Raw genomic sequence first — 25,204 nt, 5'->3', positions numbered from 1 at the left:
TGCCCGGCGGATCGCCCTGTATTCACATCATTCGAGCGCTGTGACCTGGCCATCAGAACCACTATCGCACCACGCGCCCATCAAGCGGTCAGGTCGCATGACCGTCATGCCGTGTACAGGGCGCGGAGGGTCACGCGGCGGCTCCAGTTTCAACTTCATCATGTCCCCGTCATCCCATCAAGGCACGTGCCATGGGTTCCATCTCCGGCCTGTAACGCAATTCCTCTGTTGATGCTGCGGTATGGGTTGGCCGGGCGAAGCATCTGCAAGGGGAGATCCGGCACCTGTCGGATGCAAGACACCACCCCCGCTTCCATTCGCTAACCTTGGTCTGATCCGTCTCTTTGACAATCAACCCATGAAGGGTCGGCTTACGCATGCGTGCCGCCCTCGGGGATTCGGAAAACGTCCGAACGCCCGAGGGTGAGTGCAGATCCGGTCAGACACGTCGGGCGCCTGTCGCGCGGGGGATGGTCCCCCGCCTCCAGTGACAGGAGCCAATCCCGATGTCCTATGCAGATGCCACCGCCTTCGCCGCCAGCCTCGCCACCTCGCTGATGGTCGTAATCGTCGTGTTCCAGGCCGGGGACGGAACCCACGGTGCCATGCCGGCCGACGAATTCGACGGCGATGAGGACATGGTGAAGCTGGAACTGGATCCTTTTGAATGAGGCGCGCAAGCGCCTCATTCACCCCCTCCGGCGCATTGCACCCGGACGTCGGCGCTGCGGCCTCTCAAGGCACCTGGAGTTGCCTGCATCAGAAACGCTGAGCCGCCTATGATCCTGGCTCGATTTTCAGATCTGTCTCAGCCTGTTGCAAAGGTTCTGAGCAACAGCCCCGATGAGGGGGGCGTTGACGGTCACGAGGCCTTTCGCGGACTGGGTTGCTGCCACGCAGATAGGGGATAGAGGAGGGACTTGGGCATTCCAATGCGTCACCCGCGCCGTTTCCTGACAGTTGGAAATGCGGTCGTGTTGATGCTATTGATGCCTCGTATTTTCAGTGAAAGGGCAGAGGCATGAGTCTGGGTGACCGGATTGAATTTGCAGGCGGTTCTTATGAGGTGCGAGGCATGGTGGACGGACGATACGTCGTCCGGGTCCGAAATCGGGGCCGCAACAAGGAAGTATACAAGGTTTGGACCGAAAGCGAGCGGAACGATTTTGATAAGGTGCAGAAAAATCGCGCCGACAACGCCGACAGGGACGCGCAAATATACGAACGCAACCTTGCCGGAGAAACGATGAAAAGCCTGGCGCGGGAATTCAGCTTGAGCCCCACCAGCATCGGGCGGATCTGCGCCAAACAGGCACGAAAAGAAAAATCTGGGAACATCCGTCAGTCAAGAACCCGATAACCTCCGTCACGTTCCCATTTCACGATATCAGAGTCTTTTGGAACATCCATATCGTAATAGCTGAACTCAGATGCCTGCTTGATCCACTTATATTGTGCGCGGGTGAACCTCAGCATCATGAGGTTTTCCCGAATTTCCAAATGGATCTGCTTGATATTGGCATTGCGTGCGAAGGCCGCAGATACGAATTCCACTGTGCGATAGCCCGCACCGATAGTCCGGGCGCTGCCGTCCGCTTCCCAAAGTTGCTGGCGCATCGCCGGGCCGTAAGCGTCTCGCATGATGGGCAGCAGCTCCATCTGTTTGCGGACAAGCAACTGCCGGAACTTCTGGCGCTTCTGCCGGGCTTCATCGTTCAGATCCAGCGCGTTGCCTTCCTCATACAGCAATGCCCATGCACCGATGAGCAACAGGCCGGTGTTGATGGTGGCAACGTCGCCGGTATACTTCGATGCCTGCACGCCGGGGATAGAGGCAATCTCCCGGTCCAGTTGCTCGATGTAGCTGGCAACCTTAGCTGCCTGTTCGGCTTGGCGTGTTGCCGCAACTTCCTCCGCCCGCGCCGCGGCTGCGGCTTCAGCCTCAGCTTTTCGGGCGGCGTCCGCAGCCTCAACCTCGGCCTTTCGCGCCGCTTCTGCCTCAGCGACCTTCGCCGCTTCTATGGCGTAGCGTTCGGGAGCCAGGTCTTCCAACTCCGAAAGCCACTTGGTTTGGTCGCGATCTTCAAGTTCTGCCAGATAGGCGGCAGGGTCCGTTGCCCGCAGATCAGCCAGGCGCTGCGTATCCGACACGAGGCCATAGGACGCTGCAGTGGTCAGAAGTCCGACAAAGAACGCGACGGACGCGCTGAATGCGCGGTGCCCCAAGTGAAGTTGGGGGAGCGGTTTGAACACCGCCACCAAAGGTATTACGAGGAAAACCAGCCCGACCCATACCCCAATTTTCGGCGCAACCGTTGCAAGGATCATGCCCGCGATTGTCAGGGCGACAACAATGCCGAATCCTTTCAGAAAAGCTTTCACTTCGACGCCCCTTTCAGATCACGGGTTATAGAGCGAGAACACCCCGCCTTCGAACAGGTACCAAGCGGATTTCCGCGCCTCGTTCGTGACGAATGGATACATCACATGCCGCTTGGCTGGGTTGCCGCCACCCTCACAAGTGATGCGGTGAACGAAAAGGGTTTCGCTGCTTAGCGTCATTTCCTCGCGAAGCGGCAAGAACAATTCAAATTCGGGATTGGTGAAAAAGGTGTCATTGTCATACGGGGTATAGGAGGAAGACTGACCAGCATAGTCGCAGTTATAGAAAACGCCTTCTGCGTATCCGCGATTGAAGGTCTGAGACTGACCGATGACACTTTGCGGGTCGATAAACCACGCTTCGCCGGTGAAACCGACAACCGACCAACGGGTGTCTATGAAGTCAGCCTGCGCTGGGGTGAACAGGAGAGCACCGAATGCGGCGGCCAGGATTGTGGAAACTGGTTTCATAAATATTCTCAGTATTCAAAGGAACGAGGCGATCTCGCGGCATCGGTTTCCATTTCGATGCAGCCTTGAAGGATACTATAAGACCCACCGCTAACCCGCGCGACCTCATCGCAGTAATTGCGCGAATTGCCGGACAGTTGTGACCAAACGGGTTTCAGGACGTCGTAAGCCTGCTGTTCCATATCCATGCAGCCGTTGCGGATCATCGCGGATCCACCGCTAACATCCGCGACTTGTTGGCAGTAGCTTTCAACATCGTAACGGGGAATGGTCTGGGCCTGTGCCGGAATGCCAAAGCACGCAAAGGACACCAGAGAAATAAAACCCACTCTGCTCAATATCCGCTCCAAGTGAAATTTACAATATGTGTCCACACCATAGCGCGAACGCAATCATACTATCCAGATGAAACAGGCCTCCTGGCGGTGTCGCCCTGCAGGAGGGGCGCCCCCGTTGGTGCCGCCGGACAGAGAGAGGCAGAGAAGGGAGGGGGCTCCGTGACGGATTGAAAGCCGGGGGAGAGGCCTCCGGCGCCCGTCGCGGAGATGTCCCGATGAACGCGCTTACTTCCTGTTTTCCGGCCAATGCACTGCCAGCAATGCTCGCAGACGCCGGCCCCTTCAGCCTGATCTGCCTCGGCGAAACCTTGGTTCATGGTCCCGACCTCGGCTCCTGGTCTGTCCAGACCACCTTCCTCCTCGGCCGGTTCCGAGAGCTTGACGAGGCCATTGGGTGTGCCGCGCGTCGGGGCCGCCCCGGCGGGCTTCGCGCGGAATACATGCGGGGTTTCACCCCCAACCTGCTGGTGCTTCAGGACCACCAGCAACGGTTGTGTCTGGCTGGACAGATCACATTGGCCGGCCTGATCTGGTGTGCGCCTGTCGCCTCCGAGGCGGAGGCGCGGCGTGTGGTGCAGAAGGCCTGTCGTCTCCGAGGGCAGGCGATGGCAGCCCAGGATCGGGGCGAATACGAGACAGCGTGTGATCTGCGGCGCGATGCCACCGCCCTCGATGCCCGTCTGGTCGACCCGGCCTGGCGGGGGGCCGTGCAGATCGGGCGGCGTCGGGCCGCCTGATCCCTCATCCGCCTTCCCATCCCCTTCGCCCGGCCTCGCGCCGGGCTTTCGCATTTCAGGAGCCTGATATGGCCGACTATTTCACCCATTTCTCCTGCCTGCTTGACGTGGGTACCCCCGAGAATGCTGCCCGCGCGCTCGATCTCTACAACGCGCTCTCGAATGAGAGCGCCGCTGAAGATCCGCCCTCGGACGGCTTCCTGCTCTCTATCCAGCCAGAACATGGCGGAACCCAGCTCTGGATGCGCGATGATGGCACCGGCGATCCTGAGCATGTCATCCAATTCGTCAAACGCTGCGCGAAGGAGTTCGGTTTGACGGGCCTATGGGGGATGCAATACGCCAATAGCTGCTCACGCCCGAGGATCGACGGGTTCGGCGGCGGGGCGCACGTCCTCGATCTCGCTACCGGCGAGACGGTGGATTGGATCAATACAGATGGCTGGCTTTCCACCGTTCTGGAGGGGGGCAATCCCTATGAGTGAGGTCATCGAGATCACTGTCTATCGCCTCGAAGAGCTTTCCGATGCAGCCAGGGACAAAGCCCGCGCCTGGTATCGTGAGGTCGGCTTCGACGATGACTGGTACGATGCGATCTATGAGGATTTCCAGCGCATCGCGGAAATCCTCGGGCTGAACCTCAAGACCCGAACCGTTCGGTTGATGGGCGGCGGCACACGACGGGAACCCTGCATCTGGTTCCGGGGCTTCTGGAGCCAGGGCGATGGCGCATGCTTCGAAACCTTCTATGCGTACCGCAAGGGTGCGCCACGGCGGATCAGGGAATACGCGCCGCAGGACACCGAACTGCACCGTATCGCCGATGCCCTGCAGGCGGTCCAGCGACGCAATTTCTACCAGATTCGCGCCGATACCGCCCATCGCGGTCACTATTACCATGAGTACTGCATGGTGACCTCGGTCGAGCGTGACAGCCCGAGTTGGCAGGACTCGACCGCCGACGCCGAGGAGGTGGTTATCCAGGCGTTGCGCGATCTGGCTCGCTGGCTCTACCGCCAGCTCGAGCGCGAATACGAGTATCTGTCTTCGGATGAGGTCGTCGATGAGGCCATCATCGCCAACGGTTACACCTTCACCGAAGCCGGCCAACGGTTTGGGTGAGGAGGTTCGCCCTCAGAACTCCTCCCGCAACTCCGCATAGATGGCTTCGATCCGGTCGGCCTCCACGTCGGTCAGAGCGGCGAATTCTCTCGCTCTGGCGCGTCCGGAGAGTCTGCCACCGTTCTGGTGCAGGAAACGAAACAGCAGGTCGAGCACGCGGTCGGGCATGTCGATCAGGCCCGAGACGCGGGACTTGAACCCGTCATAGGCACGCAGGAACCGAGTCTCTGCTGGCAGGTCATGGTCGATTGTCTGGGCCACGCAGGCGAAGAGGAATTCGGCATGGGGCGTGGCATCGAAGAAGCGATAGAAATCGCCTGTGTCGTTCAGCACCTCGACGTTTCCGCGATCGGTTGGGCGCCAGCTGACATGGGGCAGCAGTCGACGCGAATAGCTCTCGAGCACCTGCCGGTAAGCCTCGATCCGTTCGAGGATCACCGCCGACACCGGAAAGACCAGCCCGGGCGGATTGAAGCCGCGTGCAGCAAGCACGTGGTGGATCAGGTAGCGATGGAGGCGCCCGTTGCCGTCCTCAAACGGGTGAATATAGACGAAGCCGAAGGCGAGGCCGGCAGCCGCCAGAACAGGGTCGAGCCCCGGGGCGACGTCGCGGTCGAACGCTTCGAGCCCGGCGATCAGCGCAGGCAGGTCTTCATGCCGGGCGCTGACGTGATCGGGCAGGGGGGCGCCGGTCGTGCGGTCGTGCTCGCCGATGAAGCCGCCCTCCTGCCGCAGGCCCAGATGGACGAAGCGGGCATCGCCGATGACGATGCGTTGCAGGCGTTCGAGTTCTGCCTGGTCGATCGGATGTCGCCCGGCGTCACCGATGATCTGGCCCCAGCGCCGGATACGATCCTGGGGCGGGTTCTCGCCTTCGATCTGGAAACTCGACCGTGAATCCTTGAGCAGCAGGAAGGCCGCCGTGCGCGCCAGCAGATCGGCGGGCACCTCGGCCAGTACCGCGCGGGCTTCGGCTGCCAGATCGCGGGCAATGAAGGCTTCGATTGCCGGAGTGCGGAAGATCATCGGGCAGAAATCCGGGGTGCCGGGCAGGTTGTTGCGGACCCGGTGGCGCGTCGAGGGGGCGCCCTCTGCGTCCCATTGGAGCCTGGCATCGACCACGGGCGCGTAATTGCCGCGTGTAGCGTCGGGCAGCTCCAATTCCGCGCCGAGGAGCCATTCATAGAGGAACCAGATCCTGCGCGCGTAGCTGCCCGTCGGGGCAGCCTCGACAATGGCCTGGATCGGCTCTGGCCCGGTTGCCTTGAACAGCCGCTTGAGAACTGCCAGATCCAGCCCCTCGTAGCGCAGCGCGAAGGTCAGATGACCGATGAGGCTCGCCTCGGGTTCATGGCGGGGCGTGTAGAGGCGCCAGCCGTCGGCCGCGTAGACCTTGTGACGTGGGCCGATGGCGGAAAGTGTCCGGGGCAGGGGCGTTGCGAGCGCATAGGCATCGATCAGCGCAGCATAGCCCGCAGGTGTGGCCTCCTCGGGGAGCCAGCGCTCGTGAAAAACGGTTACGGCAGCTGAAAACGGATTCCTTTGCGCCTGCTCCATGAAATTCAGTTCTTGGTCCCGATGATTGATCATAAGTCGGTGTATCTCATGAATATCGATTACAATCAATGAGGCCTTGCGAAAGTTGATGGGGGCGCGCTGTCGCCCTCGGGTCTGCGAGGTGATGGGGAATGAGGTGCCGAGTCAGAGAGGGGTCGGGACGGGGTGAGCCCCGGCGGTTGAGAGAGAGCGCCGTCCGGGCTTGTCCCTCCCGCTCTCCGAGGATCACCGACATGAACATCTCGTCTCCCGTGACCGATCCGGTCACGCCGCTGGCGGCCGCGCCCGCGGTCCTGGCCGCCGCCAATCTCCTCCTTCCTCCTCTCGAACGCGGTCAAAGCGTCGATACGGCTGTCCTCCGCAGCGCCATGGAAACCGCTTTCGGAGCCTCCGACGCCAGTGGCGCCTGGGACTGGAAGCTCGCCTATGAGGCCGGCGAGGTGGCCACAGTGCTGTTCCTGCGCAAATACGGAAAGGCGCTTTTCCGCAAAGCCGCATCTCCGGTTTCGCGGCTCAATCTGCTGGCGAAGATCGCGGGGTTGTTGCCGACGCAGACCCGGCGCTCCGAGGAAAGCCAGAGCTTCCAGCAGTTCAGCACACCTCTGCCTCTCGGCCTCGCCGCGCTGGCGGCGGCCGCGATCACGCCTGATGACGTGGTGCTGGAACCCTCGGCTGGCACCGGCCTGATGGCGATCCTGGCGCAGGCTGCCGGCGGCTCGCTGATCCTCAACGAACTCGCCGAGACCCGCGCCGATCTTCTCTCTTCCCTCTTTCCGGCCTTTCCCGTCACCCGGTTCGACGCCGCCCAGATCGACGACTATCTGGCCACGGACGCCATGCCGTCTGTGGTTCTGATGAACCCACCTTTCTCGGTCATGGCCAATGTCGAGGGACGGATGGCGGATGCTGCGTATCGTCATGTCGCCTCGGCGTTGGCCCGTCTCACCCCCGGCGGGCGGTTGGTCACGATCACCGGCGCGAATTTCGGACCGGAAGCCAAGGCTTGGCGCGACGCCTTCATACGCCTGCAAGACCGCGGCCGCGTGGTCTTCACCGCTGCCATCGACGGAGCGGTCTTCGCTAGGCATGGCACCAGCATCGACACGCGGCTGACGGTGATCGACAAGCTGCCCGTCGACGATCCGTCAGTCTTCCCGGCCTCGGCAGGAACCGCACCCGACGTTGTCACGCTGCTCGGCTGGATCGAAAGCCAGCTTCCGCTGCGCTTGCCGGTGTCGCTGCCGAAGGTCGCTTCTCCCGTGCCGGCAGCTGCGCCGAAGACCGTGCGCGGTTATCTCGCTCGCGCCACAGCGTCCCGACCCGCCGCCGCACCAGCGTCCGATCCCGAAGGGGTGGAGCTCGAGTATGAGACCGTGGACTGGGCGCCGCCCGAGGGCGCGCGCTTGTCGGACGCGATCTATGAGGAATATGCGCTGCAATCGCTGCGCATCTCCGGCGCCGAGCCGCACCCGACCAGGCTGGTGCAGTCCGCCGCCATGGCCTCCGTCGCACCTCCGAAGCCCTCCTATCGGCCAATGTTGCCCGCCGACATCCGTACCCGGCTCTCCGACGCGCAGTTGGAGACCGTTATCTACGCCGGGGAAGCCCATTTCGATCACCTCGCAGGTGCCTGGACCGTGGACGAGCATTTCGACAAGGTGAGCGCCGCCGCCGAGGATGCTGCCGGCGCTGTCCGTTTCCGCCGCGGCTTCATGCTCGGTGACGGCACCGGTGCCGGCAAGGGCCGTCAGTCGGCCGGGATCATCCTCGACAACTGGCTGCGCGGTCGCCGCAAGGCGGTCTGGATCTCAAAATCCGACAAGCTGATCGAGGATGCGCAACGTGACTGGTCGGCGCTCGGCATGGAACGCTTGCTGGTCACGCCTCTGTCACGCTTCCCTCAAGGCGCAAAGATCACGCTGTCGGAAGGCATCCTGTTCACCACCTATGCCACCCTACGCTCCGATGACCGCGGCGAGAAGGTTTCGCGCGTGCGTCAGATCGTCGAATGGTTGGGCTCCGATTTCGATGGGGTCATCATCTTCGACGAAAGCCATGCCATGCAGAATGCCGGAGGCGGCAAGGGAGACCGCGGCGAAATCGCCGCTTCGCAGCAGGGACGCGCAGGCCTGCGGCTCCAGCATGCCCTGCCGGATGCCCGCGTGGTCTATGTCTCGGCAACCGGGGCCACGACCGTCCACAACCTCGCCTATGCACAACGGCTCGGTCTCTGGGGTGGCGAGGATTTTCCGTTCCAGACCCGCGCTGAATTTGTCGAGGCGATTGAGGCTGGCGGCGTCGCGGCCATGGAGGTGCTCGCCCGCGACCTGCGATCCCTCGGCCTCTATACCGCGCGCTCGCTTTCCTATGACGGCGTCGAATACGAGCTGGTCGAGCACAAGCTCACCGACGAGCAGCGCCGCATCTATGACGCTTACGCTGCGGCGTTCGCCGTGATCCATGGGAACCTGGACGCGGCGATGGAAGCGGCCAATATCACCGGCAGCCCAGACTCTGGTGGGGCGACGCTGAATCGGCAGGCCAAATCCGCAGCGCGCTCGGCCTTCGAGAGCACCAAGCAGCGCTTCTTCGGCCATCTGCTGACCTCGATGAAAACCCCGACGCTGATCCGCTCGATTGACGCCGATCTGGCGGCGGGCCATGCGGCCGTCATCCAGATTGTCTCGACGGGCGAAGCCCTGATGGAGCGGCGGCTGTCCGAGATCCCGACCGAGGAATGGAACGATATTTCCGTCGATGTCACGCCCAGGGAGTACGTAGGCTCGTATTTGCAGCATTCCTTTCCGGTGCAGCTTTATGAGCCCTTCACAGACAGCGAGGGAAATCTCTCCTCGCGGCCGGTGTTCCGCGACGGGCAGCCGGTCGAAAGCCGCGAAGCCGTAGCCCGACGCGATGAGATGCTGGAGCAGCTGGGTTCGCTTCCGCCTGTCCCGGGCGCGCTCGACCAGATCGTCCAGCGCTTTGGCGCCGATCTGGTGGCGGAGGTCACGGGCCGCTCGCGCCGGATCGTGCGCAAGGGCGATGGCACATCGGCCCGCCTGGCCGTCGAGAACCGAGCGCCCTCCGCAAACCTGGCAGAGACCTCGGCCTTCATGGATGACCAGAAGCGCATCCTGGTCTTTTCGGATGCCGGGGGCACGGGACGCAGCTACCACGCGGACCTCACAGTGCGGAACCAGCGCCTGCGGGTGCACTACCTGCTGGAGCCGGGCTGGAAGGCCGATGCCGCCATTCAGGGGCTCGGGCGCACCAACCGCACCAATCAGGCGCAACCACCGCTCTTCCGGCCCATCGCCACGGATGTGAAGGCCGAGAAGCGGTTCCTCAGCACGATCGCCCGTCGTCTCGACACGCTGGGTGCGATCACGCGCGGGCAGCGCCAGACCGGCGGCCAGGGCCTGTTCCGGCCCGAGGACAATCTGGAATCCGCCTATGCCCGCGATGCGCTGCGCCAGCTCTATCTGCTGATTGTGCGCGGCAAGGTCGAGGGCTGCTCGCTGGAGAGGTTTGAATCCGCCACCGGACTGAAGCTGATGGATGCGAACGGCATCAAGGACGACCTGCCGCCGATCACCACCTTCCTCAATCGCCTGTTGGCGCTGACCATCGAGTTGCAGGGCATCCTGTTCTCTGCCTTCGAGCAATTGCTGGAGGCCCGGATCGACGGGGCGATTGCCTCAGGCACCTATGACATGGGGCTGGAGACGCTGCGCGCCGAAAGCTTCATCGTCACCGACCGGGAGGTGATCCACACCCATCCGGGCACCGGCGCGGAAACCCGGCTCCTGACACTGACCGAACGCAAGCGCAACCAGCCGGTCACGCTGGATGCCGCTCTGGCGGAACTGGACGATCCTCGCGCGAGGCTGCTCGTCAACGAGCGATCCGGTCGCGCCGCCGTGCAGATCCCGACCACCAGCGTCATGCTGGACGATGGCGAGATCGAGCGCCGCGTCCGGCTGATCCGGCCGATGGAAGCAATGAACCTGCCCATGCGGGCGATGGGCGAGACCCACTGGGTAGAGGCCGAGCGCGCTGCCTTCGCCTCGGCATGGCAGGCCGAGTTGGACGAAGTGCCGGAGTTCACCGACAGCATCCTGCATATGGTGACCGGGCTCCTGCTGCCGATCTGGAAACGCTTGCCGCAAGACTCCTCCCGCGTCTATCGACTCCAGACCGACGAGGGCGAACGCATCATCGGTCGCCGTGTCTCGTCGGCATGGGCTACCAATGCTTCGACCAGTGGCGTCACCAGCAGCCTGACGCCGGATGCCGCCTATGCCGCGTTGATCGAAGGCCGAACGATCCTTGATCTCACCGAGGGGCTGCAACTGCGCCGCGTCCGCGTCATTGGCGCGAACCGTATCGAACTGATGGGCTTCACCGATACCATGCGCGATCGGTTGCGAACCTATGGTCTCTTCAGCGAGATCATCTCATGGAAACTCCGCTTCTTCGTGCCGGTGGACGCATCGGGGCCGGAGATCATCGGCAAACTGCTCGACCGCTTCCCGGTCGAGCGCATCTCCGAGCGGGGGGCTGCGTGATGGCACGTCTCAACGCTTCCGAACTGGCGCAGCGTCTTGGTCGCCAGGCCGAGGCGGTGTGCCGCCACTATCTCTCGAACGGGCGCAAGCAGGGCAATTACTGGCAGGTTGGGGATGTGCGGAACACGCCAGGCCGCTCCATGTTCGTCCGTTTGACCGGGCCGGAAACCGGTAAGGGCGCGGCTGGAAAATGGACCGATGCGCAGAGCGGGGAACATGGCGATCTGCTCGACGTGATCAGCGAAAGTCTTGGCCTCATCGACTTCGCCGACATTGCCGAAGAAGCGCGCCGCTTCCTCAGCCTGCCGCATCCTTATCTGGAGGCAAAATCCCGCAAGGCCCGAACATCGCCAGCACCATCGGGATCATCCGAAGCCGCCCGTCGCCTCTGGCGCATGACGCAACCGCTCGCCGACAGTCTCGCGGACACGTATCTACGGCAACGCGGCATTGCGGATTTACGCGGAACCGCAAATCTGCGTTTCCATCCGAGCTGCTACTGGCGACCCGAGGGCGATGGGCCGACAGAGGCATGGCCCGCCATGATTGCCGCGGTGACCGACCTCGATGGCAAGATCACCGGCGCGCATCGCACCTGGCTCCTCCGCGACGGCTCCGGTAAGGCGCCGCTCGATCCGCCGAGGAAGGCGATGGGCGATCTGCTCGGACACGCCGTCCGGTTTGACGAGCCGCAGGATGTGCTCGCCGCAGGGGAAGGCATCGAGACCATTCTCTCGCTGCGGCAGGCTTTGCCCACGATGCCGACGGTCTCGGCACTTTCCGCCGGACATCTCGCCGCCATCCTGTTCCCGCCGCATCTGCGCAGGCTCTATATCGTTCGCGACAACGATCCGGCAGGTGACGGCGCGCGGGATAGCCTGGTGGACCGTGCGCACGAGGCCGGGATCGAGGCGTTCACGCTCTCGCCCATTCTGGGGGACTTCAACGACGATCTCGTCACCCTCGGGCTGGAGGCGCTTCGGGCCGGGATCCGGGTGCAGATTGCCCCCGAGGACGTCGGCCGCTTCATGGCCCTGACGCCATAGCCGGCACGGGGCCGGGATCGGGAAACTCTGATCCGGTCATGCGCGGAGGGCTACATCCTGTCATCGGCAGGAGGACCGCGCCTTGGCCTTCTGAGAGGGCGAGCGGCCCACAAACGCTCCGGTCCGGCAATGGCGGCGCCCGACTGATTTCCGTCGGCGGGAAAACCACCCCACGCGACAGGTCGCGCGGGGACCCCGGATTGCCCGCCTTTACAGCGCGAAGCAAATCAGCCGGGCTTTGCCATCAAGGCCCTGAGCCAAAGGGCTCGGGCTGCCAGGCCGGAGCGCCCGTGGGCTTGTCGTCGCCATGAAGGCCGCGACGGTCGCGGTCCAGCCGAAGGACACATCCCATGTATGCCCATGACGAATTCGAACCCGATCACAGCACATCTCCCACCGGCCATGTCATCGAAGAGCTCGAACTCTATGGCTACCGTCCCGCCGAGGGCGAGGCCGACCCCCGGATCACACCCGAGGACAACGCCATCCAGGGCGCGGTTGCCGACATCTTCGATGCCCTGATCTCCACCATGGCCGACACCAGCCTCGATTTCGACCTAGACGAGATCCTGTGGTCCACCGTCAACACCTTCCACCGTGCCGTCGAGCGGACCGAACGCAAACTCGACGATAACGAGCAGGCCCAGAAGCGCCTTCAGCGCGAACAGGACGGCAGCGAGGTCAAATCCGTCCAGCTCGAAACCCTGATTGGTATCGGCCAGAGCCTGATCGAGCGCCGCGACAGCATGGAGACTTTCCGCGACACTGCCGCCGACCTCTACCTACGCAGCACCGGCACGCCCTGGTCGCCGCGCTCCGGTTCACGGGTCAACCATCGCCAGATGACCTCGGCCATGATCGACAGTCGCGACTTCCTCTCCGCCAAACGCAAGGCCGACAATGAGGTGCTCTTACCCGCCGGGCCGAAGATTGCCTTCTCGGGTGGGGATACCACCGATCACCGCCTGATCTGGGACAGGCTTGATCAGGTTCATGCCAAGCACCCCGATATGGTCCTTCTGCATGGCGGATCGCCCAAAGGCGCCGAACGCATCGCCGCCACCTGGGCCAACAACCGCAAGGTGCCGCAGGTCGCCTTCAAGCCCGACTGGACGAAACACGCCAAGGCCGCGCCCTTCAAGCGCAATGACCGGATGCTCGATACCATGCCGATCGGGGTCATCGTCTTTCCCGGCACGGGCATCCAGGAAAATCTCGCCGACAAGGCCCGCAAGATGGGCATTCCGGTCTATCGCCTCGCAGAGGGCAGCGCGTGAGCGCTGCCCTACATTGAAATGGAAGCTTCGAGCCCACCTTGACCATTGCTGCGAGTCGCAGAGACGTCGGCATTCCGGAAAGACGGCTCTTTCAAGTCTGACCTTGGTATTCTTGCGCCAGCACCCCCATGATGAGGTCGTCGTGCCAAGCATCGCCAACACGAGCGCTCTCGCGTTCGCGGCCCTCTTCGATAAAGCCGCAGGCGCGATAGCACCGGATCGCCCGCTCATTGTATGAGAGCACCCGCAAGTCAACCCGGTGTAGCTTCAACGTTCCGAAGCCATACGATAAGATTAATTTGATCACTTCGCGACCCAACCCTTTCCCGAGCTGCGAGGGGTCGTAGAGCCCGATCGCCAGGCGCGCCCGGCTGTCATGGAGATCGAGCCCGTCCAGACGAGCCTCCCCTCATAGGCGGCGATCGACCTCGACGGCCAACAAAGGGGATGCGCAAGGTTCCGCTCCACCCATGACCGGGCATCGCCTTCTTCATACGGGGGAAGGCCCGTCGAGTCGCCTCCAAAGCTGTGCACGATCTCCGGTGACCGCCCGAGAGCCAGCCTTCCGGCAATATCGGAGCTACGGAAGGGACGCAGAAGGACGCGCGCGCCCACAAGCACTGGAATTTCTCGGGTCATTTCGGAATATTGGCATGCTCGCCCCTGTCTGGCTATGCAGAAGAAAGCTGACACTCTCGTATCGGTAACAAAGGTCCACTTCGCCCGAACTGCCGACCTGCGAAATACCTTCTCCGTCGCCCGAATAAAGAATTCTGCTAACTTTCGGTTGCGCCAAGGTGGTGGTGGAAGGCGCGACCGTTCCAATTCATACGGGAGATCCCACCATGTTCGTTCTCGGAATCCTTGCATTTTTTGCCGCCATCGCGGCCATGTGCTGGTTGGTGTTTACCCTCGCGGTCTTCGCCCTGCCGTTCCTCGTCGGACTTCATACCGGCATTTGGGCCCATGGAACCGGCGCAGGCTGGTTCGGTGCAATCCTCGTCGGCGGCTTCGCTGCAGGGTTGACGCTTGCCATCGGTCAGGCGCTGATCATACTCGTGCGCCCGCTCTGGGCGCGGTTTGTCATCGCGCTGATCTTCGTGGTGCCGGCGGTGCTCGCTGGCTTCCACGCAACCCTCGGGATCGCCAGGACCATGATGCCCTCGGAGACATGGCAGATGATCTTCGCCGTCATCGGCGCTGGCGCTGTAGGCGTTTCCGCCTTTCTCCGCATTGCCGGTTCGGCAGCCGAGCCTTCGGACAGCTCTCCCGTGAGCACCTGACACTGCAGGCGATCCGATGAGGCGGGGCCTGATCAGTGCTGGACTGTCATCCTAATCGTCAGATTGCCGGTATGGGGCGGTGTGCGGATCGGCATGAGGCCCGCGTCGCTGCCCGTGGCTGCGCGGTGGTAATGGCGGACCGTTCGAGCGGCAAATCGCACCTGCGATCGCGGGGGGGACGCCGGGCGGGGCGCCTGGAGAGTGATGCGTATGGCCTGTCGCGGGTGAGCCAATTCGCCGGTGAAAAGCCGGTTAGGTTGAGGGGCATCCACGGTTGCCAGCGTCTCCGTTCTGACCCGTCCCATGTCCGCTCCATACGGCCCTTTCAATGGCCTGATCTGGCCGAAGACCGGCTGTGCCTCGACCGGCTTGGCGCAACAGCGCCGCCATAACTTTCTTCCCCTGGGCTGCGCCCATTCCGCGCGGAACAAGAAAGTTCTGCCTGTGCTGTCCAGCCCCCAGCACGCCGGGGGTGCGCCGCCGGTCGTCTCCGGCCTGTCGATCGCCATCGGGCCGCAATGGTGCGGACCCGGAAACGGAAAACGGAGACTTAAAATGGCAACCATCGGCACCTTCAAGAAGACCGGCAACGAATTCACCGGCGAAATCGTCACCCTCAGCGTCCAGGTCCAGGGCGTGCGCATCGTTCCCGACACCCGCGCCACCGGCGAGAACGCCCCCAGCCACCGGGTCCTGGTCGGCCGCGCCGAGATCGGCGCCGCCTGGTCCAAGCGGTCCAATGAGGGCCGCGACTATCTGGGCCTCAAGCTGGACGATCCGAGCTTCACCGCCCCGATCTACGCCAACCTCTTCGACGACGAGGACGGCGAGAGCTACGCTCTGATCTGGTCCCGCCCCAACGGTCGCCGCGGCGAATAACGCCGTCGCGAGGCCCCGGTCGAAAGGCCGGGGCCGACCGCCAAGCCGGGCAACCGAATCGGTTCCCGAAATATGCGACGCCAAAGCGAAAACGCGATGTAAACACGTCAGAATTTTGGTGGTGAAATTCTGATAAGCGACTATAATAGTCGTAGTTCTGGCGTTTGCGCCGGGCCGGATGGGAGGTGATCTGCATGATCACCGCCCGACAATCACGGGCCGCGCGCGCGCTTCTTGGCTGGACACAGGAGCAGCTTGCGGATGAGGCCCGGGTATCTTTGACCGCGCTCAAGCGCCTCGAGTCCGAAAGCGGGCTCGAGGTCTACGAGACCACGCGCGATCAGGTCCGACGGGCTTTCGAGGCGAATGGCATTCTGCTCCTGAACTCCGACCAGGGGATAGGAGTGATGCATGTTCAGGCGAAGGCTGCCTCGAAGGCCTGACCTTTCCGGCAGGTTTTGCAGAGAGCCGAATTGCGCTATTGCCGTGCTCACAAAACTGTCAACTGGCTGTGCTAAGGATGTGCAGCAAACGCCGTGGGGATGCGCGTGACGATCAGCAGCTTGCAGGATGTACCGCCGCAGGGGGACGTGGTGACGGAGTATGACCGTCATCACATGGCGCAGTATATGCGTTTGCTCGATGCTGCAGACGAGGGCGCGAGCTGGCAGGACGCGGCGCAGATCATCCTGGGCCTCGATACGCAGAAAGAGCCGGGGCGGGCGCGCCTGGTCCATGACGCCCATCTTGAACGCGCGCGTTGGTTGAGCTCGGAAGGGTATCGGCAGTTGGCGGCGGGGCGAACCGCCTGAGGAGGTGATGCGTTTCACGCATCACCTGATGCCTTGCGGCGGGCTTCCCAAGTGATTGATCTCTTGGAATCCTTTCTTGTGATCAACCCAGGGGAGAGGCGATGCCATGCAACCTGATCGCTCGAATTGGCGTGACCAGGCCGCCTACGACTATCTCGATGATCTGGCCGCGCCGGACCTCGGCTGGGAATGCCTGCGCCGTAATCCCGAATATCAAGATGACTATGCAGAACTTGCAGGGGGACCACCTGAGAGGGCTGACCTGAGGGATCAGGTCGGCCGTCGATGGGGTCTGTGCTTTCCCGATACGGCCCGGTCTGAGCGCGACTGTTGCAGAGATATTCTGGCGCCCCGAAATCGATACCAGCGCCGTGATCCTCGCGGTCGCCCCCGAGGCACTCGCAGGAGAGACTGGCGCGCCCGGCGATGAGATAGTTGCCCCGAAGGGCAGGACATCCCCGATTGGCAAGCACCTGCGCCACAGGCTGCCGGACGGAACATACCTGCATCTCGTCGTTCCCCTGAAGCAGCACGGTCGGCTTGTGGCTACCGTTCCGCTCGGCCCTGAGGGGCTCGACCGCATGGAGGCGATCCAGCGGCTCCTGGCGGACCAGCACCGCCGTCGATCAATCCCCCGCGACACTCGCCTCACAGCGCAGCAGAAAGCGCGCCTGCGGCGTGTCCTTCAGGCCTCCGACGCCGCCTTCGACGGCGCGACCCAGAAGCAGATCGCCGAGGTCCTGTTCCGGACCGGTCATCTAGACCGCGATGAATGGCAGGTCTCCTCAGCCCGTTTTGCCGTCTCCAGTCTCCTTCGTGAGGGGCGTGACCTGATCGCCGGCGGCTATCGCAAGCTCCTGCGTCACCAGCGCCGCCTCTAGGTCGGCGATCCCGCGCCGCGGTGTGCGAATTTACCCCTGCCAAGTCCCCACTGCATCTGACCGGACGCGCTTCGCCATCGTGGCCGTCATCAGCCGCTGTTTCGCGGCACTGGTCACACACAGTAGGGAGACGCCCGATGTCCGCCATCTCAACCGAACTTCCCCCGCGCTATCTGCGCACCAAGGAAGCCGCGCAGTTCCTCAGCCTGTCCGCTCGCACGCTGGAAAAGCACAGGACCTACGGCACCGGTCCCGCTTACCACAAGCTGGGCGGGCGTGTGGTCTATGCGATCGAGGACCTCCAGGCCTGGGTTGGACGCGGCGCCGTCACTTCGACATCCGACCCGCGCGGGCAGGTGCTGCCGGCGAAACGCCACACGCTCGCCAATCTGCCGCAGCCCGGCCGCTTCGTGCGCTGACGTAGCGGCAATGCCGTCATGACCGATAGACGCAACCCCCGCTCCGAGCGTGGACAGCTCGATCTGTTCCGCGCGCTGCCCGGAGACTTCGCCCCTAGAGATGCGCAGGACCTCATGGCCTATCCCTTCTTCTCCCTCGCCAAGTCGAAGCGGGTCGCGCCGATCGACTTTGCCGCTGGCAACGTCAGCATCCGGGTCGAGGCGGTTCCCGATCACGGTATGGCCACAATCTGGGATGCCGACATCCTGATCTGGGCGGCGAGCCAGATCGTCGAGGCGCGTGACGCGGGTCTGCGCACCTCCCGGCTGATGGCCGCCACCCCATATGAGATCCTCACCTATGTCGGTCGCGGAACCAGTGCGCGGGACTATCAGCGCCTGAAGGCGGCGCTGGATCGTCTGCAGTCGACGACGATCTCCACCTCGATCCGGCAGCCTGCGGAAGGACGCCGCCATCGCTTTTCCTGGATCAACGAATGGCAGGAGCGCAGCGACAGGGAGGGGCGCCCGGACGGCATCGAGCTGATCGTGCCCGACTGGTTCTACCAGGCCGTGCTCGACAATGCGCTCGTCCTCACCATTGATCGGGCGTATTTCGACCTGACCGGCGGGCTCGACCGTTGGCTCTATCGCCTGGTGCGCAAGCACGGTGGCCGGCAGCGGGACGGTTGGCGTTTCGATTTCCATCATCTTCACCAGAAGTCCGGGGCACTGTCGCCCTTCAAGCGGTTTGCCTTCGAGCTTCGCGACATCATCCGGCGGCAGCCGCTGCCGGGCTACACACTCTTTCTCGAAACTGAAGTTGGTGGCCACAAGTTGCTGGCCTTCGAGCCTGCGCCAGGCTGTGGAAAACCTGTGAATGCGCTCGTGCTATCGGGAACCCGGACTATCGTGCCATCAGGAACCGGGGTCTCGTGCTATCAGGAACCCAAACAGGGTGTAACGCACAGAAATAAAAGTGGAATTCGCGCCCTTAACTTAGAATCTAACGAAGACTCTAACTTTGAAGAGCGCGCTGATGGTGTGGAAAACACCATTCGCGGTGCAGCCGGGAAGCTTCGAAAGGCTGCGAACCCGGACGCATCGAGCATGCCTGGTGCTGCCGGATCGCTCCCGGACAGCCCCGCCTCCGACACGGTCCGTCGCCTCGGCTTGGCACGCCTTCCACTCGATCTACCGGGAGATCGGTGATGAGCATCATTCTGAGACCCGGCAAATCATCCGCGATTGAGGGTTCGTCGCTCAGCTTCGACGATATGACCCGCGTCGAATTGATCTGGTTGGAGAAGCAGACCGAGTTCTGGATCCGGTTCGGCGACGGGGCAGGGGAGCAAATACTCGACCGGAGACGCCGCATTGTCTTCTTCCGTCCCGGCTCCGTGTTTGCATTCGTCCGCTGGGTGGCGAATGACTATGGAACCGTCGTCTCGCGCATCGACATCGTGCGGACGATGGCGCCCGGCCGTTCCTATCAGACGCTGCCATTCGTGCGCCCAGGTGGCGAGATTTTGTTGAAGATCGAAGGCTGGCCCAAGGTCGAAGAGGTCTTGCGTCATATCGATGCGATCGAGGGGTTCGGCATCGATGTCGCCGACGTCGATCCCGATCACTGGCGCCATGTCGCCCACTGGATGAAGGCGGGCGAAGCGCCGCGACCCTATACGGCGGAACGCCATGCCGCATGGCTCCGGCGTCGGGAGATCGGAAAATGACCCGTGCCCGCTACATCATGGTGACGGTTGCCGCGCTCGCCGCCGTCATCGCCGGCAGCATTCCGACTGCGCCACGGCTGGTCTGGAACGCCTCGGCCAGCGTGCCGATTGGTTTCTACGCCATTGCGCCGGTGGACCGGCTCGCGGTGCCAGATCTGGTCGTGGTCATGCCGCCCGAACCCTTTGCGGGTTTCATGGCCGCGCGCGGCTATGTCGGTCGCGATACGCCGATCCTGAAGCACGTCGTCGGGCTTCCGGGACAACGGGTCTGCCGTGACGGCGCCGCGATCACCGTCGATGGCAGACACCTGGGGGAGGCGCGAGAGCGCGACAGCCAGGGCCGCGATCTTCCCGTCTGGCAGGGCTGCCGCACCATCGTAGAGGGCGAGGTCTTCCTGATGAACCCGGCGGTCTCTGACAGTTTCGACGGCCGCTACTTCGGCCCGTTCCCCACCTCGGCAGTGATCGGCCGGGCCAGTCCACTGTTCACCGATGAGCGCGGCGATGGTCGCCTCGTCTGGCACGCGCCGGAGCGGTGACGCGCGTCCATGGCGGGACGTGCCAGCGGCCCGCATCCCACTCACCGCATAAAGAAGGAACCTCCAATGCCGCAGATCGGCCAATTCACCCGCACCCCGTCCGGCTATTCCGGACAGGTTCGCACGCTCTCGCTCGACCTGGAACTGACCTTCGTTCCCACCGACAACGTCGATTCAGAGAAAGCTCCCGCCTATCGTATCCACCTCGGTGACGAGGAGGGTCCGGAGGTTGGCGCGGGCTGGAAACACACCGGCGAGACCGCAGGGGCGTTCATTTCGGTCCTGCTCGATGATCCGGTTTTCCGGCATCCGATCCGCGCCCGCCTGTTCCAGTCGGATGAGGAGGGCAGGGACTGGGGGTTGCACTGGACCCGCCCGAAGAAACGCGACGAGCAGGACTGACGATGATCGCGTCCTGCACCCCTCCCGCTTCGGGAAGATGCGGCGCTCGCCGCCGCATTCTCTTCCTTCTTCTTTCCGGCCTCTTCCTCCCGGTCACCGCCACGCAACCGCTTCTGGCGCAAACCGATGTGGCCGAACACGCAATCGCCGCGCATCCCTACGCCGCCCAGGTCACCGAGGCATCGCAGCGCTTCGGCATACCGACGACATGGATCATGGCCGTGATGCGGGCAGAGAGCGCGGGCGATCTGCGTGCAGTTTCTTCCGCTGGCGCGATGGGGCTGATGCAGGTCATGCCCGAAACCTGGGCCGGGCTGCGCATCCGTCATGGCCTTGGCCGAGACCCTTACGACCCGCGTGACAACATCCTCGCGGGCACGGCCTACCTGCGCGAGATGTGGGGCCGCTATGGCGATGTCGCGGCGATGCTGGCGGCCTATAACGCCGGTCCCGCTCGCTACGAAGAATACCTACTGACGGATCGTCCATTGCCGGCCGAGACGCGTGCCTATGTCGCTGCGCTCGCGCCCGTGCTGCTTGGCGAGCGGCCATTGGGCACCGCCATCACTGCAGTCCGGCCGCTCGATTGGCGTGAGGCGGCGCTCTTCATCAGCCGCGACGACGGGACCTCTGCGACCGATCCTGTGTCGCCCCACCCGACGGTCGGCGCCGCTCCTTCACCCGTCCCGGCGGTGCCGCAGGCGGGCATCACCCCGCAGCCTGAGGGCCTCTTCGTCCGGCGGGAGACTGGAGAGGCCCGGCCATGACCCGCGCGACGACACTTCGCATTCCGTCGTGCTCTGGCGTGTCTTCGAGGGCGCGAGGGGTGGCGGGAGGCACCTCGACCGAAGGATGGCAGGATAAAAGGGCGCACGGTGCGCGGCGGTTGGGCGGTTGTTTTTGTTCATGTTTTTGCTGCGTTCCGCACCGTGTGGCGCGTGCGCGCAGCGTGCGAGATGTGCCTAACACTCTGATCTTTTGCGTTGTTTCGCACTGTGCGGGGATTTCCCATGCCCGATGATCGCGAGTTCCGCATCCGACCGGGGCGTATCCGCTCCACCCGGGCGCAGCAGGCCCGGCCCTTCATCGCACAGGCTCTGGCTGCCGCGAAAAAGGCCGGTGGTGGTGTCTCGCGGGCCGGGCGCGTTACCCCGGGTAATCGGTCCCGCTTCGGGCGCGGTCAGCGTGCCAGCATTCAGGCCAACCGCCTCATTACCGCCCGCACACGCGGCGCGGTAGTCAAGGCGCGTGTGGTCCGGCACAGCGGGAAATCCGCGCCTCTCGGAGCCCACCTCGATTACCTGCGCCGGGACGGCGTGACCCGGGACGGGGAGAAGGCCAGGCTCTTCGGATCGGGAACGGAGGATCCCGATGGCCGGACCTTTGCCGAGCTGTGTCGCGATGACCGTCATCATTTCCGGTTCATCGTCTCGCCCGACGACGCGCCGGACATGTCCGACCTGCAATCCTTCACCCGCGACCTCGTCGGGCGGATGGAGCAAGACCTCGGCACGTCACTTGATTGGGTAGGCGTCGATCACTGGAACACCGCCCATCCGCATGTCCATCTGATCGTTCGCGGTATGCGCGATGACGGCCAGGATCTCGTGATCTCGCGGGATTACATCAAGGAGGGGATGCGCGACAGGGCACGGGATCTCATCACCCAGGAACTGGGCCCACGCAGTGATCTCGACATCCGCCGGACGCTTGAACGTCAGATCGAGGCCGAGCGCTGGACGCAGCTCGACCGTCAGTTGCTGCGGGATGCGGGGCGTTCGCGCATCCTCGACATGGCGTCGGATGCGGATCGGCAGCCGGATGCGTTTCACGCGCTGAAGGTCGGGCGGTTGCGCCGGCTGGAAGTGCTCGGCGTCGCCGAGCAAATCGGACAGTCGCAATGGCATATCAGGGACGATGCCGAAGTGGTCCTGCGCGAGATGGGGGAGCGTGGCGACATCATCAAGCGGATGCATCGTGCCCTGACGGACCGGGGGATAGAGCGCGGGTCCTCGAGTTACGTCCTTGCCGCAGAGAGCCTCGATGTTCCCGTCATCGGTCGTCTGGTAGAGCGCGGTCTCGATGACGAACTGAAGGGGACAGCCTATGCCGTCGTTGATGGTGTCGATGGCCGGAGCCACCATATCCGTCTGCCCCATCTCGACGCCGCCGGCGACAGTGCCCCAGGCTCTATCGTGGAACTCCGCACCTATGACGATGCGCGCGGCCAGCGTCGTGTCGCACTGGCACCTCGGTCCGACCTGGAGCTTGCTGCGCAGGTGACCGCGTCCGGGGCCACCTGGCTCGACCGGCAGGCCATCGCGCGCGACCCGCTCGCCCTGTCGGACCAGGGCTTCGGTGCCGAGGTCCGGGAGGCCCTGGAAGCCCGGGCCGAGCATCTGGTCACGGAAGGGCTGGCCGAGCGGCGGGGCGGCAGGGTGGTCTTTGCCCGGCGCCTGCTCGGAACTTTGCGCGACCGGGAGTTGCAGGCGGTTGGCACGCAGCTCTCGGGGGAGACCGGGTTACCGTTCAACAAGGCGGATGCTGGCGACTACGTCAGCGGCCTCTATCGCCAGCGTCTCGCGCTGGCCTCGGGTCGCTTTGCGATGATCGAGGGCTATGGCGCCGACGGCGCGCTCGGCTTCCAGCTCGTGCCCTGGTCCCCCTCCCTCGAAAAGCACCTCGGCCGGGATGTCACCGGCGTCGCACGCGGGGACGGCGGGGTCGATTGGGACTTCGGCCGCAAGCGCGGCCTCGGCCTCTGATCAACACACCGGAAAGGAGCGACAGTCATGTCCGCGACCAAGATCCTCTGGGGGCAGATCTCCATCGTCTTCCTCATCATTCTGGCCACCACCTGGGGCGCGACGCAATATGTGGCTGCAACCCTCGGCTATCAGGCGCAGCTGGGCCCGCCCTGGTTCGTGCTTTTCGGGACGCCCGTCTACTATCCACCGGCCATCTTCTGGTGGTGGTACTTCTACGAGGCCTACGCGCCACCGGTCTTCGCGACGGGCGGGATCATCGCCGCCTCGGGGGGATTTATCGCCATAGGCGTAGCGATCGCCATGTCGGTCTGGCGCGCCCGCGAAGCCCGCAACGTCGCGACCTATGGATCAGCCCGATGGGCCGAGAAGGGCGAGGTGAAGGCAGCCGGACTTCTAGACCCGGATGGCGTGGTCCTCGGCCGCTATGAGCGGGACTACCTGCGCCACGATGGGCCGGAGCATGTGCTCTGCTTCGCGCCGACGCGATCCGGCAAGGGGGTAGGGCTCGTCGTTCCCTCTCTTCTCACCTGGCCCGGCTCGGCCATCGTTCATGACATCAAGGGCGAGAACTGGCAGCTGACCGCCGGATTCCGCGCCCGGCACGGTCGGGTCCTGCTGTTCGATCCGACCAATCCGAACTCCTCGGCCTACAACCCTCTGCTCGAAGTGCGCCGCGGTGAGTGGGAGGTTCGCGATGTCCAGAACATCGCCGACATCCTCGTCGACCCCGAGGGGAGCCTGGAGCGGCGGAACCACTGGGAGAAGACCAGCCACAGCCTGCTCGTCGGCGCGATCCTGCACGTCCTCTATGCCGAGAAGGACAAGACGCTGGCCGGTGTCGCCAACTTCCTGTCCGACCCGCGGCGTCCTGTAGAGTCGACGCTGCGCGCCATGATGCGGACGCCGCACCTGGGCGAGGCGGGGCCGCATCCCGTGGTCGCCAGTGCTGCCCGCGAGTTGCTCAACAAGTCCGAGAATGAACGCTCCGGTGTGCTGTCGACGGCGATGTCATTCCTTGGCCTCTATCGAGACCCCGTGGTCGCCCAGGTCACGCGCCGCTGCGACTGGCGGATCGGCGATATTGTCGGGGGAGTGCGCCCCGTCACGCTGTATCTCGTGGTGCCGCCCTCTGACATCAATCGCACCAAGCCGCTCATCCGGCTGATCCTCAACCAGGTCGGCCGACGCCTGACCGAAGACCTGCAGGGCAAGGATGACCGGCATCGGCTCCTGCTGATGCTTGATGAGTTCCCGGCGCTTGGCCGGTTGGATTTCTTCGAGAGCGCGCTGGCCTTCATGGCGGGCTACGGGCTGAAGAGCTTCCTCATCGCCCAGTCGCTGAACCAGATCGAGAAGGCCTACGGCCCAAACAACTCGATCCTCGACAATTGCCACGTCCGGGTGAGCTTCGCGACCAATGATGAGCGCACGGCCAAGCGGGTGTCCGACGCTCTCGGCACCGCCACCGAGATGAAGGCGATGAAGAACTATGCCGGCCACCGTCTGGCGCCCTGGCTCAGCCATCTCATGGTGTCCCGGTCGGAAACTGCGCGGGCCTTGCTCACTCCCGGAGAAATCATGCAACTGCCGCCGTCCGATGAGATCGTCATGGTGGCCGGCACACCACCGATCCGGGCGACGAAAGCACGGTATTACGAAGATGCACGGTTCATCGAGCGGGTCTTGCCGCCACCCGACCTGGTGGATGTAGGTGCGTCCGGAAAGGATGACTGGAGCAGTCTGGCAGTCCCAAAGCAGGACGACGAACTGGAGTCAGTAACCGAGACGGGATCGGACAATGAGGACCCGACAGCGTCGGAGCGCCGTCTTCAGCCGGAGCTGGCGCATCCCCAGCCGGTCGACAGGCAGACCCCCATTGAGAACGAGTTTGAATTCGAACCAACTGAGGATGACGAGGACGGCGCCATTCGCAATCGGCGCATCATGCAGCAGATGCGAGGTGTCGCGCGTCAGGTCTCCCTCAATCCCGATGACGGCATGGAGCTTTGAT

General features: G+C 63.7%; 27 protein-coding genes. 22 read left to right on the top strand and 5 right to left on the bottom strand.

Annotated features, from left to right (window positions below; all coding sequences use genetic code 11):
- Window positions 1–506 precede the first annotated feature (506 nt).
- Window positions 507–671 (top strand): hypothetical protein, encoded by a 165-nt coding sequence (locus tag M4578_RS08180; protein ID WP_258092950.1) that lies wholly within the window; start codon window positions 507–509, stop codon window positions 669–671.
- Between the two features lie 350 nt (window positions 672–1,021).
- Entirely contained in the window at window positions 1,022–1,360 is a 339-nt protein-coding gene (locus M4578_RS08175) for a hypothetical protein (RefSeq protein WP_258092949.1), read from the top strand.
- Here M4578_RS08175 and M4578_RS08170 read toward each other — a convergent pair.
- Genes M4578_RS08170 through M4578_RS08160 form a run of 3 tightly spaced genes read right to left on the bottom strand, consistent with a single transcriptional unit; the run spans window position 1,342 to window position 3,191 of the window.
- Window positions 1,342–2,382 (bottom strand): hypothetical protein, encoded by a 1,041-nt coding sequence (locus M4578_RS08170; protein ID WP_258092948.1) that lies wholly within the window; start codon window positions 2,380–2,382, stop codon window positions 1,342–1,344. The genes M4578_RS08175 and M4578_RS08170 overlap by 19 nt on opposite strands.
- Window positions 2,383–2,400: 18 nt before the next feature.
- On the bottom strand, window positions 2,401–2,853 hold the full coding sequence (locus M4578_RS08165; protein WP_224954825.1) for a hypothetical protein: 453 nt from the start codon (window positions 2,851–2,853) through the stop codon (window positions 2,401–2,403).
- A gap of 8 nt (window positions 2,854–2,861) precedes the next feature.
- A complete protein-coding gene (locus M4578_RS08160; RefSeq protein WP_258092947.1) occupies window positions 2,862–3,191 on the bottom strand; it encodes a hypothetical protein in 330 nt (109 codons plus the stop codon).
- Between the two features lie 215 nt (window positions 3,192–3,406).
- On the opposite strand from M4578_RS08160, the gene M4578_RS08155 reads away from it, so the two are divergent.
- The 3 genes from M4578_RS08155 (at window position 3,407) to M4578_RS08145 (ending at window position 5,050) form a co-directional block, all read left to right on the top strand.
- On the top strand, window positions 3,407–3,928 hold the full coding sequence (locus M4578_RS08155; protein WP_224954823.1) for a hypothetical protein: 522 nt from the start codon (window positions 3,407–3,409) through the stop codon (window positions 3,926–3,928).
- A gap of 68 nt (window positions 3,929–3,996) precedes the next feature.
- The gene (locus M4578_RS08150; RefSeq protein WP_258092946.1) at window positions 3,997–4,413 is read left to right on the top strand and encodes a hypothetical protein; all 417 of its coding nucleotides are present in this window, start codon (window positions 3,997–3,999) and stop codon (window positions 4,411–4,413) included.
- The gene (locus tag M4578_RS08145; protein WP_258092945.1) at window positions 4,406–5,050 is read left to right on the top strand and encodes an antitoxin of toxin-antitoxin stability system; all 645 of its coding nucleotides are present in this window, start codon (window positions 4,406–4,408) and stop codon (window positions 5,048–5,050) included. Before M4578_RS08150 ends, M4578_RS08145 begins: the two co-directional genes overlap by 8 nt.
- 12 nt (window positions 5,051–5,062) lie before the next feature.
- On the opposite strand, the gene M4578_RS08140 is transcribed toward M4578_RS08145, so the two are convergent.
- The gene (locus tag M4578_RS08140; RefSeq protein WP_258092944.1) at window positions 5,063–6,640 is read right to left on the bottom strand and encodes a Fic family protein; all 1,578 of its coding nucleotides are present in this window, start codon (window positions 6,638–6,640) and stop codon (window positions 5,063–5,065) included.
- 200 nt (window positions 6,641–6,840) lie between these two features.
- On the opposite strand from M4578_RS08140, the gene M4578_RS08135 reads away from it, so the two are divergent.
- The 3 genes from M4578_RS08135 to M4578_RS08125 all read left to right on the top strand — a co-directional run bounded on the left by M4578_RS08135 (window position 6,841) and on the right by M4578_RS08125 (window position 13,498).
- Window positions 6,841–11,175, top strand: coding sequence for a strawberry notch family protein (locus M4578_RS08135; RefSeq protein ID WP_258092943.1), 4,335 nt, complete (start codon window positions 6,841–6,843; stop codon window positions 11,173–11,175).
- Window positions 11,175–12,221 carry a DUF7146 domain-containing protein gene (locus tag M4578_RS08130; RefSeq protein ID WP_258092942.1) on the top strand — a complete coding sequence of 349 codons (1,047 nt, stop codon included), beginning with the start codon at window positions 11,175–11,177 and terminating at the stop codon, window positions 12,219–12,221. The genes M4578_RS08135 and M4578_RS08130 overlap by 1 nt, the downstream gene beginning before the upstream one ends.
- Window positions 12,222–12,571: 350 nt before the next feature.
- The gene (locus tag M4578_RS08125) at window positions 12,572–13,498 is read left to right on the top strand and encodes a DUF2493 domain-containing protein (RefSeq protein WP_258092941.1); all 927 of its coding nucleotides are present in this window, start codon (window positions 12,572–12,574) and stop codon (window positions 13,496–13,498) included.
- A 91-nt stretch (window positions 13,499–13,589) separates the two neighbouring features.
- Here the strand turns inward: M4578_RS08125 and M4578_RS25775 are convergent, their stop codons facing one another.
- Window positions 13,590–13,895: a GNAT family N-acetyltransferase gene (locus M4578_RS25775; RefSeq protein ID WP_420854803.1), complete on the bottom strand. Its 306-nt coding sequence runs from the start codon at window positions 13,893–13,895 to the stop codon at window positions 13,590–13,592.
- 448 nt (window positions 13,896–14,343) lie between these two features.
- Between M4578_RS25775 and M4578_RS08120 the strand changes: the two genes are divergently transcribed.
- The 14 genes from M4578_RS08120 (at window position 14,344) to M4578_RS08060 (ending at window position 25,203) form a co-directional block, all read left to right on the top strand.
- Entirely contained in the window at window positions 14,344–14,781 is a 438-nt protein-coding gene (locus M4578_RS08120; protein ID WP_258092940.1) for a hypothetical protein, read from the top strand.
- Window positions 14,782–15,336: 555 nt separating this feature from the next.
- Window positions 15,337–15,660, top strand: coding sequence for a DUF736 domain-containing protein (locus M4578_RS08115; RefSeq protein ID WP_078527672.1), 324 nt, complete (start codon window positions 15,337–15,339; stop codon window positions 15,658–15,660).
- Window positions 15,661–15,854: 194 nt separating this feature from the next.
- Window positions 15,855–16,103: a helix-turn-helix domain-containing protein gene (locus tag M4578_RS08110; RefSeq protein ID WP_009573769.1), complete on the top strand. Its 249-nt coding sequence runs from the start codon at window positions 15,855–15,857 to the stop codon at window positions 16,101–16,103.
- Between the two features lie 99 nt (window positions 16,104–16,202).
- Entirely contained in the window at window positions 16,203–16,472 is a 270-nt protein-coding gene (locus M4578_RS08105) for a DNA -binding domain-containing protein (RefSeq protein WP_258092939.1), read from the top strand.
- Window positions 16,473–16,578: 106 nt separating this feature from the next.
- Window positions 16,579–16,902 (top strand): transcriptional regulator domain-containing protein, encoded by a 324-nt coding sequence (locus M4578_RS25770; protein ID WP_420854801.1) that lies wholly within the window; start codon window positions 16,579–16,581, stop codon window positions 16,900–16,902.
- Window positions 16,844–17,353 (top strand): DUF2285 domain-containing protein, encoded by a 510-nt coding sequence (locus M4578_RS08100; protein ID WP_258092938.1) that lies wholly within the window; start codon window positions 16,844–16,846, stop codon window positions 17,351–17,353. The genes M4578_RS25770 and M4578_RS08100 overlap by 59 nt, the downstream gene beginning before the upstream one ends.
- A 137-nt stretch (window positions 17,354–17,490) precedes the next feature.
- Window positions 17,491–17,772, top strand: coding sequence for a helix-turn-helix transcriptional regulator (locus tag M4578_RS08095; protein WP_093412520.1), 282 nt, complete (start codon window positions 17,491–17,493; stop codon window positions 17,770–17,772).
- An 18-nt stretch (window positions 17,773–17,790) separates the two neighbouring features.
- On the top strand, window positions 17,791–18,963 hold the full coding sequence (locus M4578_RS08090) for a replication initiator protein A (RefSeq protein ID WP_258092937.1): 1,173 nt from the start codon (window positions 17,791–17,793) through the stop codon (window positions 18,961–18,963).
- Window positions 18,963–19,484, top strand: a complete 522-nt coding sequence (locus M4578_RS08085; RefSeq protein ID WP_258092936.1) for a DUF2840 domain-containing protein — start codon at window positions 18,963–18,965, stop codon at window positions 19,482–19,484. Before M4578_RS08090 ends, M4578_RS08085 begins: the two co-directional genes overlap by 1 nt.
- The gene (locus tag M4578_RS08080; RefSeq protein WP_258092935.1) at window positions 19,481–20,023 is read left to right on the top strand and encodes a S26 family signal peptidase; all 543 of its coding nucleotides are present in this window, start codon (window positions 19,481–19,483) and stop codon (window positions 20,021–20,023) included. The genes M4578_RS08085 and M4578_RS08080 overlap by 4 nt, the downstream gene beginning before the upstream one ends.
- 66 nt (window positions 20,024–20,089) lie before the next feature.
- Entirely contained in the window at window positions 20,090–20,425 is a 336-nt protein-coding gene (locus M4578_RS08075) for a DUF736 domain-containing protein (RefSeq protein ID WP_258092934.1), read from the top strand.
- Window positions 20,426–20,427: 2 nt separating this feature from the next.
- Entirely contained in the window at window positions 20,428–21,192 is a 765-nt protein-coding gene (locus M4578_RS08070; RefSeq protein WP_258092933.1) for a lytic transglycosylase domain-containing protein, read from the top strand.
- A gap of 243 nt (window positions 21,193–21,435) precedes the next feature.
- Window positions 21,436–23,190, top strand: a complete 1,755-nt coding sequence (locus M4578_RS08065) for a relaxase/mobilization nuclease domain-containing protein (RefSeq protein ID WP_258092932.1) — start codon at window positions 21,436–21,438, stop codon at window positions 23,188–23,190.
- Window positions 23,191–23,217: 27 nt separating this feature from the next.
- Window positions 23,218–25,203, top strand: coding sequence for a conjugal transfer protein TraG (locus M4578_RS08060; protein ID WP_258092931.1), 1,986 nt, complete (start codon window positions 23,218–23,220; stop codon window positions 25,201–25,203).
- Window position 25,204: the final 1 nt, after the last annotated feature.

The sequence above is a fragment of the Salipiger pentaromativorans genome (assembly GCF_024721115.1).
GTDB classification, from domain to species: Bacteria; Pseudomonadota; Alphaproteobacteria; order Rhodobacterales; family Rhodobacteraceae; genus Salipiger; species Salipiger pentaromativorans.
The sequence above is the reverse complement of the archived record's forward strand: the minus strand, read 5'-3'. Positions and strand labels throughout refer to the sequence as shown.

What these genes read in the sequence shown, in the direction of transcription:
- M4578_RS08080 (WP_258092935.1), top strand. Translation starts at nt 19,481, where the DNA reads ATGACCCGTGCCCGCTACATCATGGTGACGGTTGCCGCGCTCGCCGCC.
- M4578_RS08115 (WP_078527672.1), top strand. Translation starts at nt 15,337, where the DNA reads ATGGCAACCATCGGCACCTTCAAGAAGACCGGCAACGAATTCACCGGC.
- M4578_RS08130 (WP_258092942.1), top strand. Translation starts at nt 11,175, where the DNA reads ATGGCACGTCTCAACGCTTCCGAACTGGCGCAGCGTCTTGGTCGCCAG.
- M4578_RS08135 (WP_258092943.1), top strand. Translation starts at nt 6,841, where the DNA reads ATGAACATCTCGTCTCCCGTGACCGATCCGGTCACGCCGCTGGCGGCC.
- M4578_RS08120 (WP_258092940.1), top strand. Translation starts at nt 14,344, where the DNA reads ATGTTCGTTCTCGGAATCCTTGCATTTTTTGCCGCCATCGCGGCCATG.
- M4578_RS08090 (WP_258092937.1), top strand. Translation starts at nt 17,791, where the DNA reads ATGACCGATAGACGCAACCCCCGCTCCGAGCGTGGACAGCTCGATCTG.
- M4578_RS08105 (WP_258092939.1), top strand. Translation starts at nt 16,203, where the DNA reads ATGCGCGTGACGATCAGCAGCTTGCAGGATGTACCGCCGCAGGGGGAC.
- M4578_RS08145 (WP_258092945.1), top strand. Translation starts at nt 4,406, where the DNA reads ATGAGTGAGGTCATCGAGATCACTGTCTATCGCCTCGAAGAGCTTTCC.
- M4578_RS08085 (WP_258092936.1), top strand. Translation starts at nt 18,963, where the DNA reads ATGAGCATCATTCTGAGACCCGGCAAATCATCCGCGATTGAGGGTTCG.
- M4578_RS08125 (WP_258092941.1), top strand. Translation starts at nt 12,572, where the DNA reads ATGTATGCCCATGACGAATTCGAACCCGATCACAGCACATCTCCCACC.
- M4578_RS08075 (WP_258092934.1), top strand. Translation starts at nt 20,090, where the DNA reads ATGCCGCAGATCGGCCAATTCACCCGCACCCCGTCCGGCTATTCCGGA.
- M4578_RS08060 (WP_258092931.1), top strand. Translation starts at nt 23,218, where the DNA reads ATGTCCGCGACCAAGATCCTCTGGGGGCAGATCTCCATCGTCTTCCTC.
- M4578_RS08165 (WP_224954825.1), bottom strand. Translation starts at nt 2,853, where the DNA reads ATGAAACCAGTTTCCACAATCCTGGCCGCCGCATTCGGTGCTCTCCTG.
- M4578_RS08110 (WP_009573769.1), top strand. Translation starts at nt 15,855, where the DNA reads ATGATCACCGCCCGACAATCACGGGCCGCGCGCGCGCTTCTTGGCTGG.
- M4578_RS08150 (WP_258092946.1), top strand. Translation starts at nt 3,997, where the DNA reads ATGGCCGACTATTTCACCCATTTCTCCTGCCTGCTTGACGTGGGTACC.
- M4578_RS08070 (WP_258092933.1), top strand. Translation starts at nt 20,428, where the DNA reads ATGATCGCGTCCTGCACCCCTCCCGCTTCGGGAAGATGCGGCGCTCGC.
- M4578_RS08065 (WP_258092932.1), top strand. Translation starts at nt 21,436, where the DNA reads ATGCCCGATGATCGCGAGTTCCGCATCCGACCGGGGCGTATCCGCTCC.
- M4578_RS08095 (WP_093412520.1), top strand. Translation starts at nt 17,491, where the DNA reads ATGTCCGCCATCTCAACCGAACTTCCCCCGCGCTATCTGCGCACCAAG.
- M4578_RS08175 (WP_258092949.1), top strand. Translation starts at nt 1,022, where the DNA reads ATGAGTCTGGGTGACCGGATTGAATTTGCAGGCGGTTCTTATGAGGTG.
- M4578_RS08180 (WP_258092950.1), top strand. Translation starts at nt 507, where the DNA reads ATGTCCTATGCAGATGCCACCGCCTTCGCCGCCAGCCTCGCCACCTCG.
- M4578_RS08140 (WP_258092944.1), bottom strand. Translation starts at nt 6,640, where the DNA reads ATGATCAATCATCGGGACCAAGAACTGAATTTCATGGAGCAGGCGCAA.
- M4578_RS25770 (WP_420854801.1), top strand. Translation starts at nt 16,579, where the DNA reads ATGCAACCTGATCGCTCGAATTGGCGTGACCAGGCCGCCTACGACTAT.
- M4578_RS08155 (WP_224954823.1), top strand. Translation starts at nt 3,407, where the DNA reads ATGAACGCGCTTACTTCCTGTTTTCCGGCCAATGCACTGCCAGCAATG.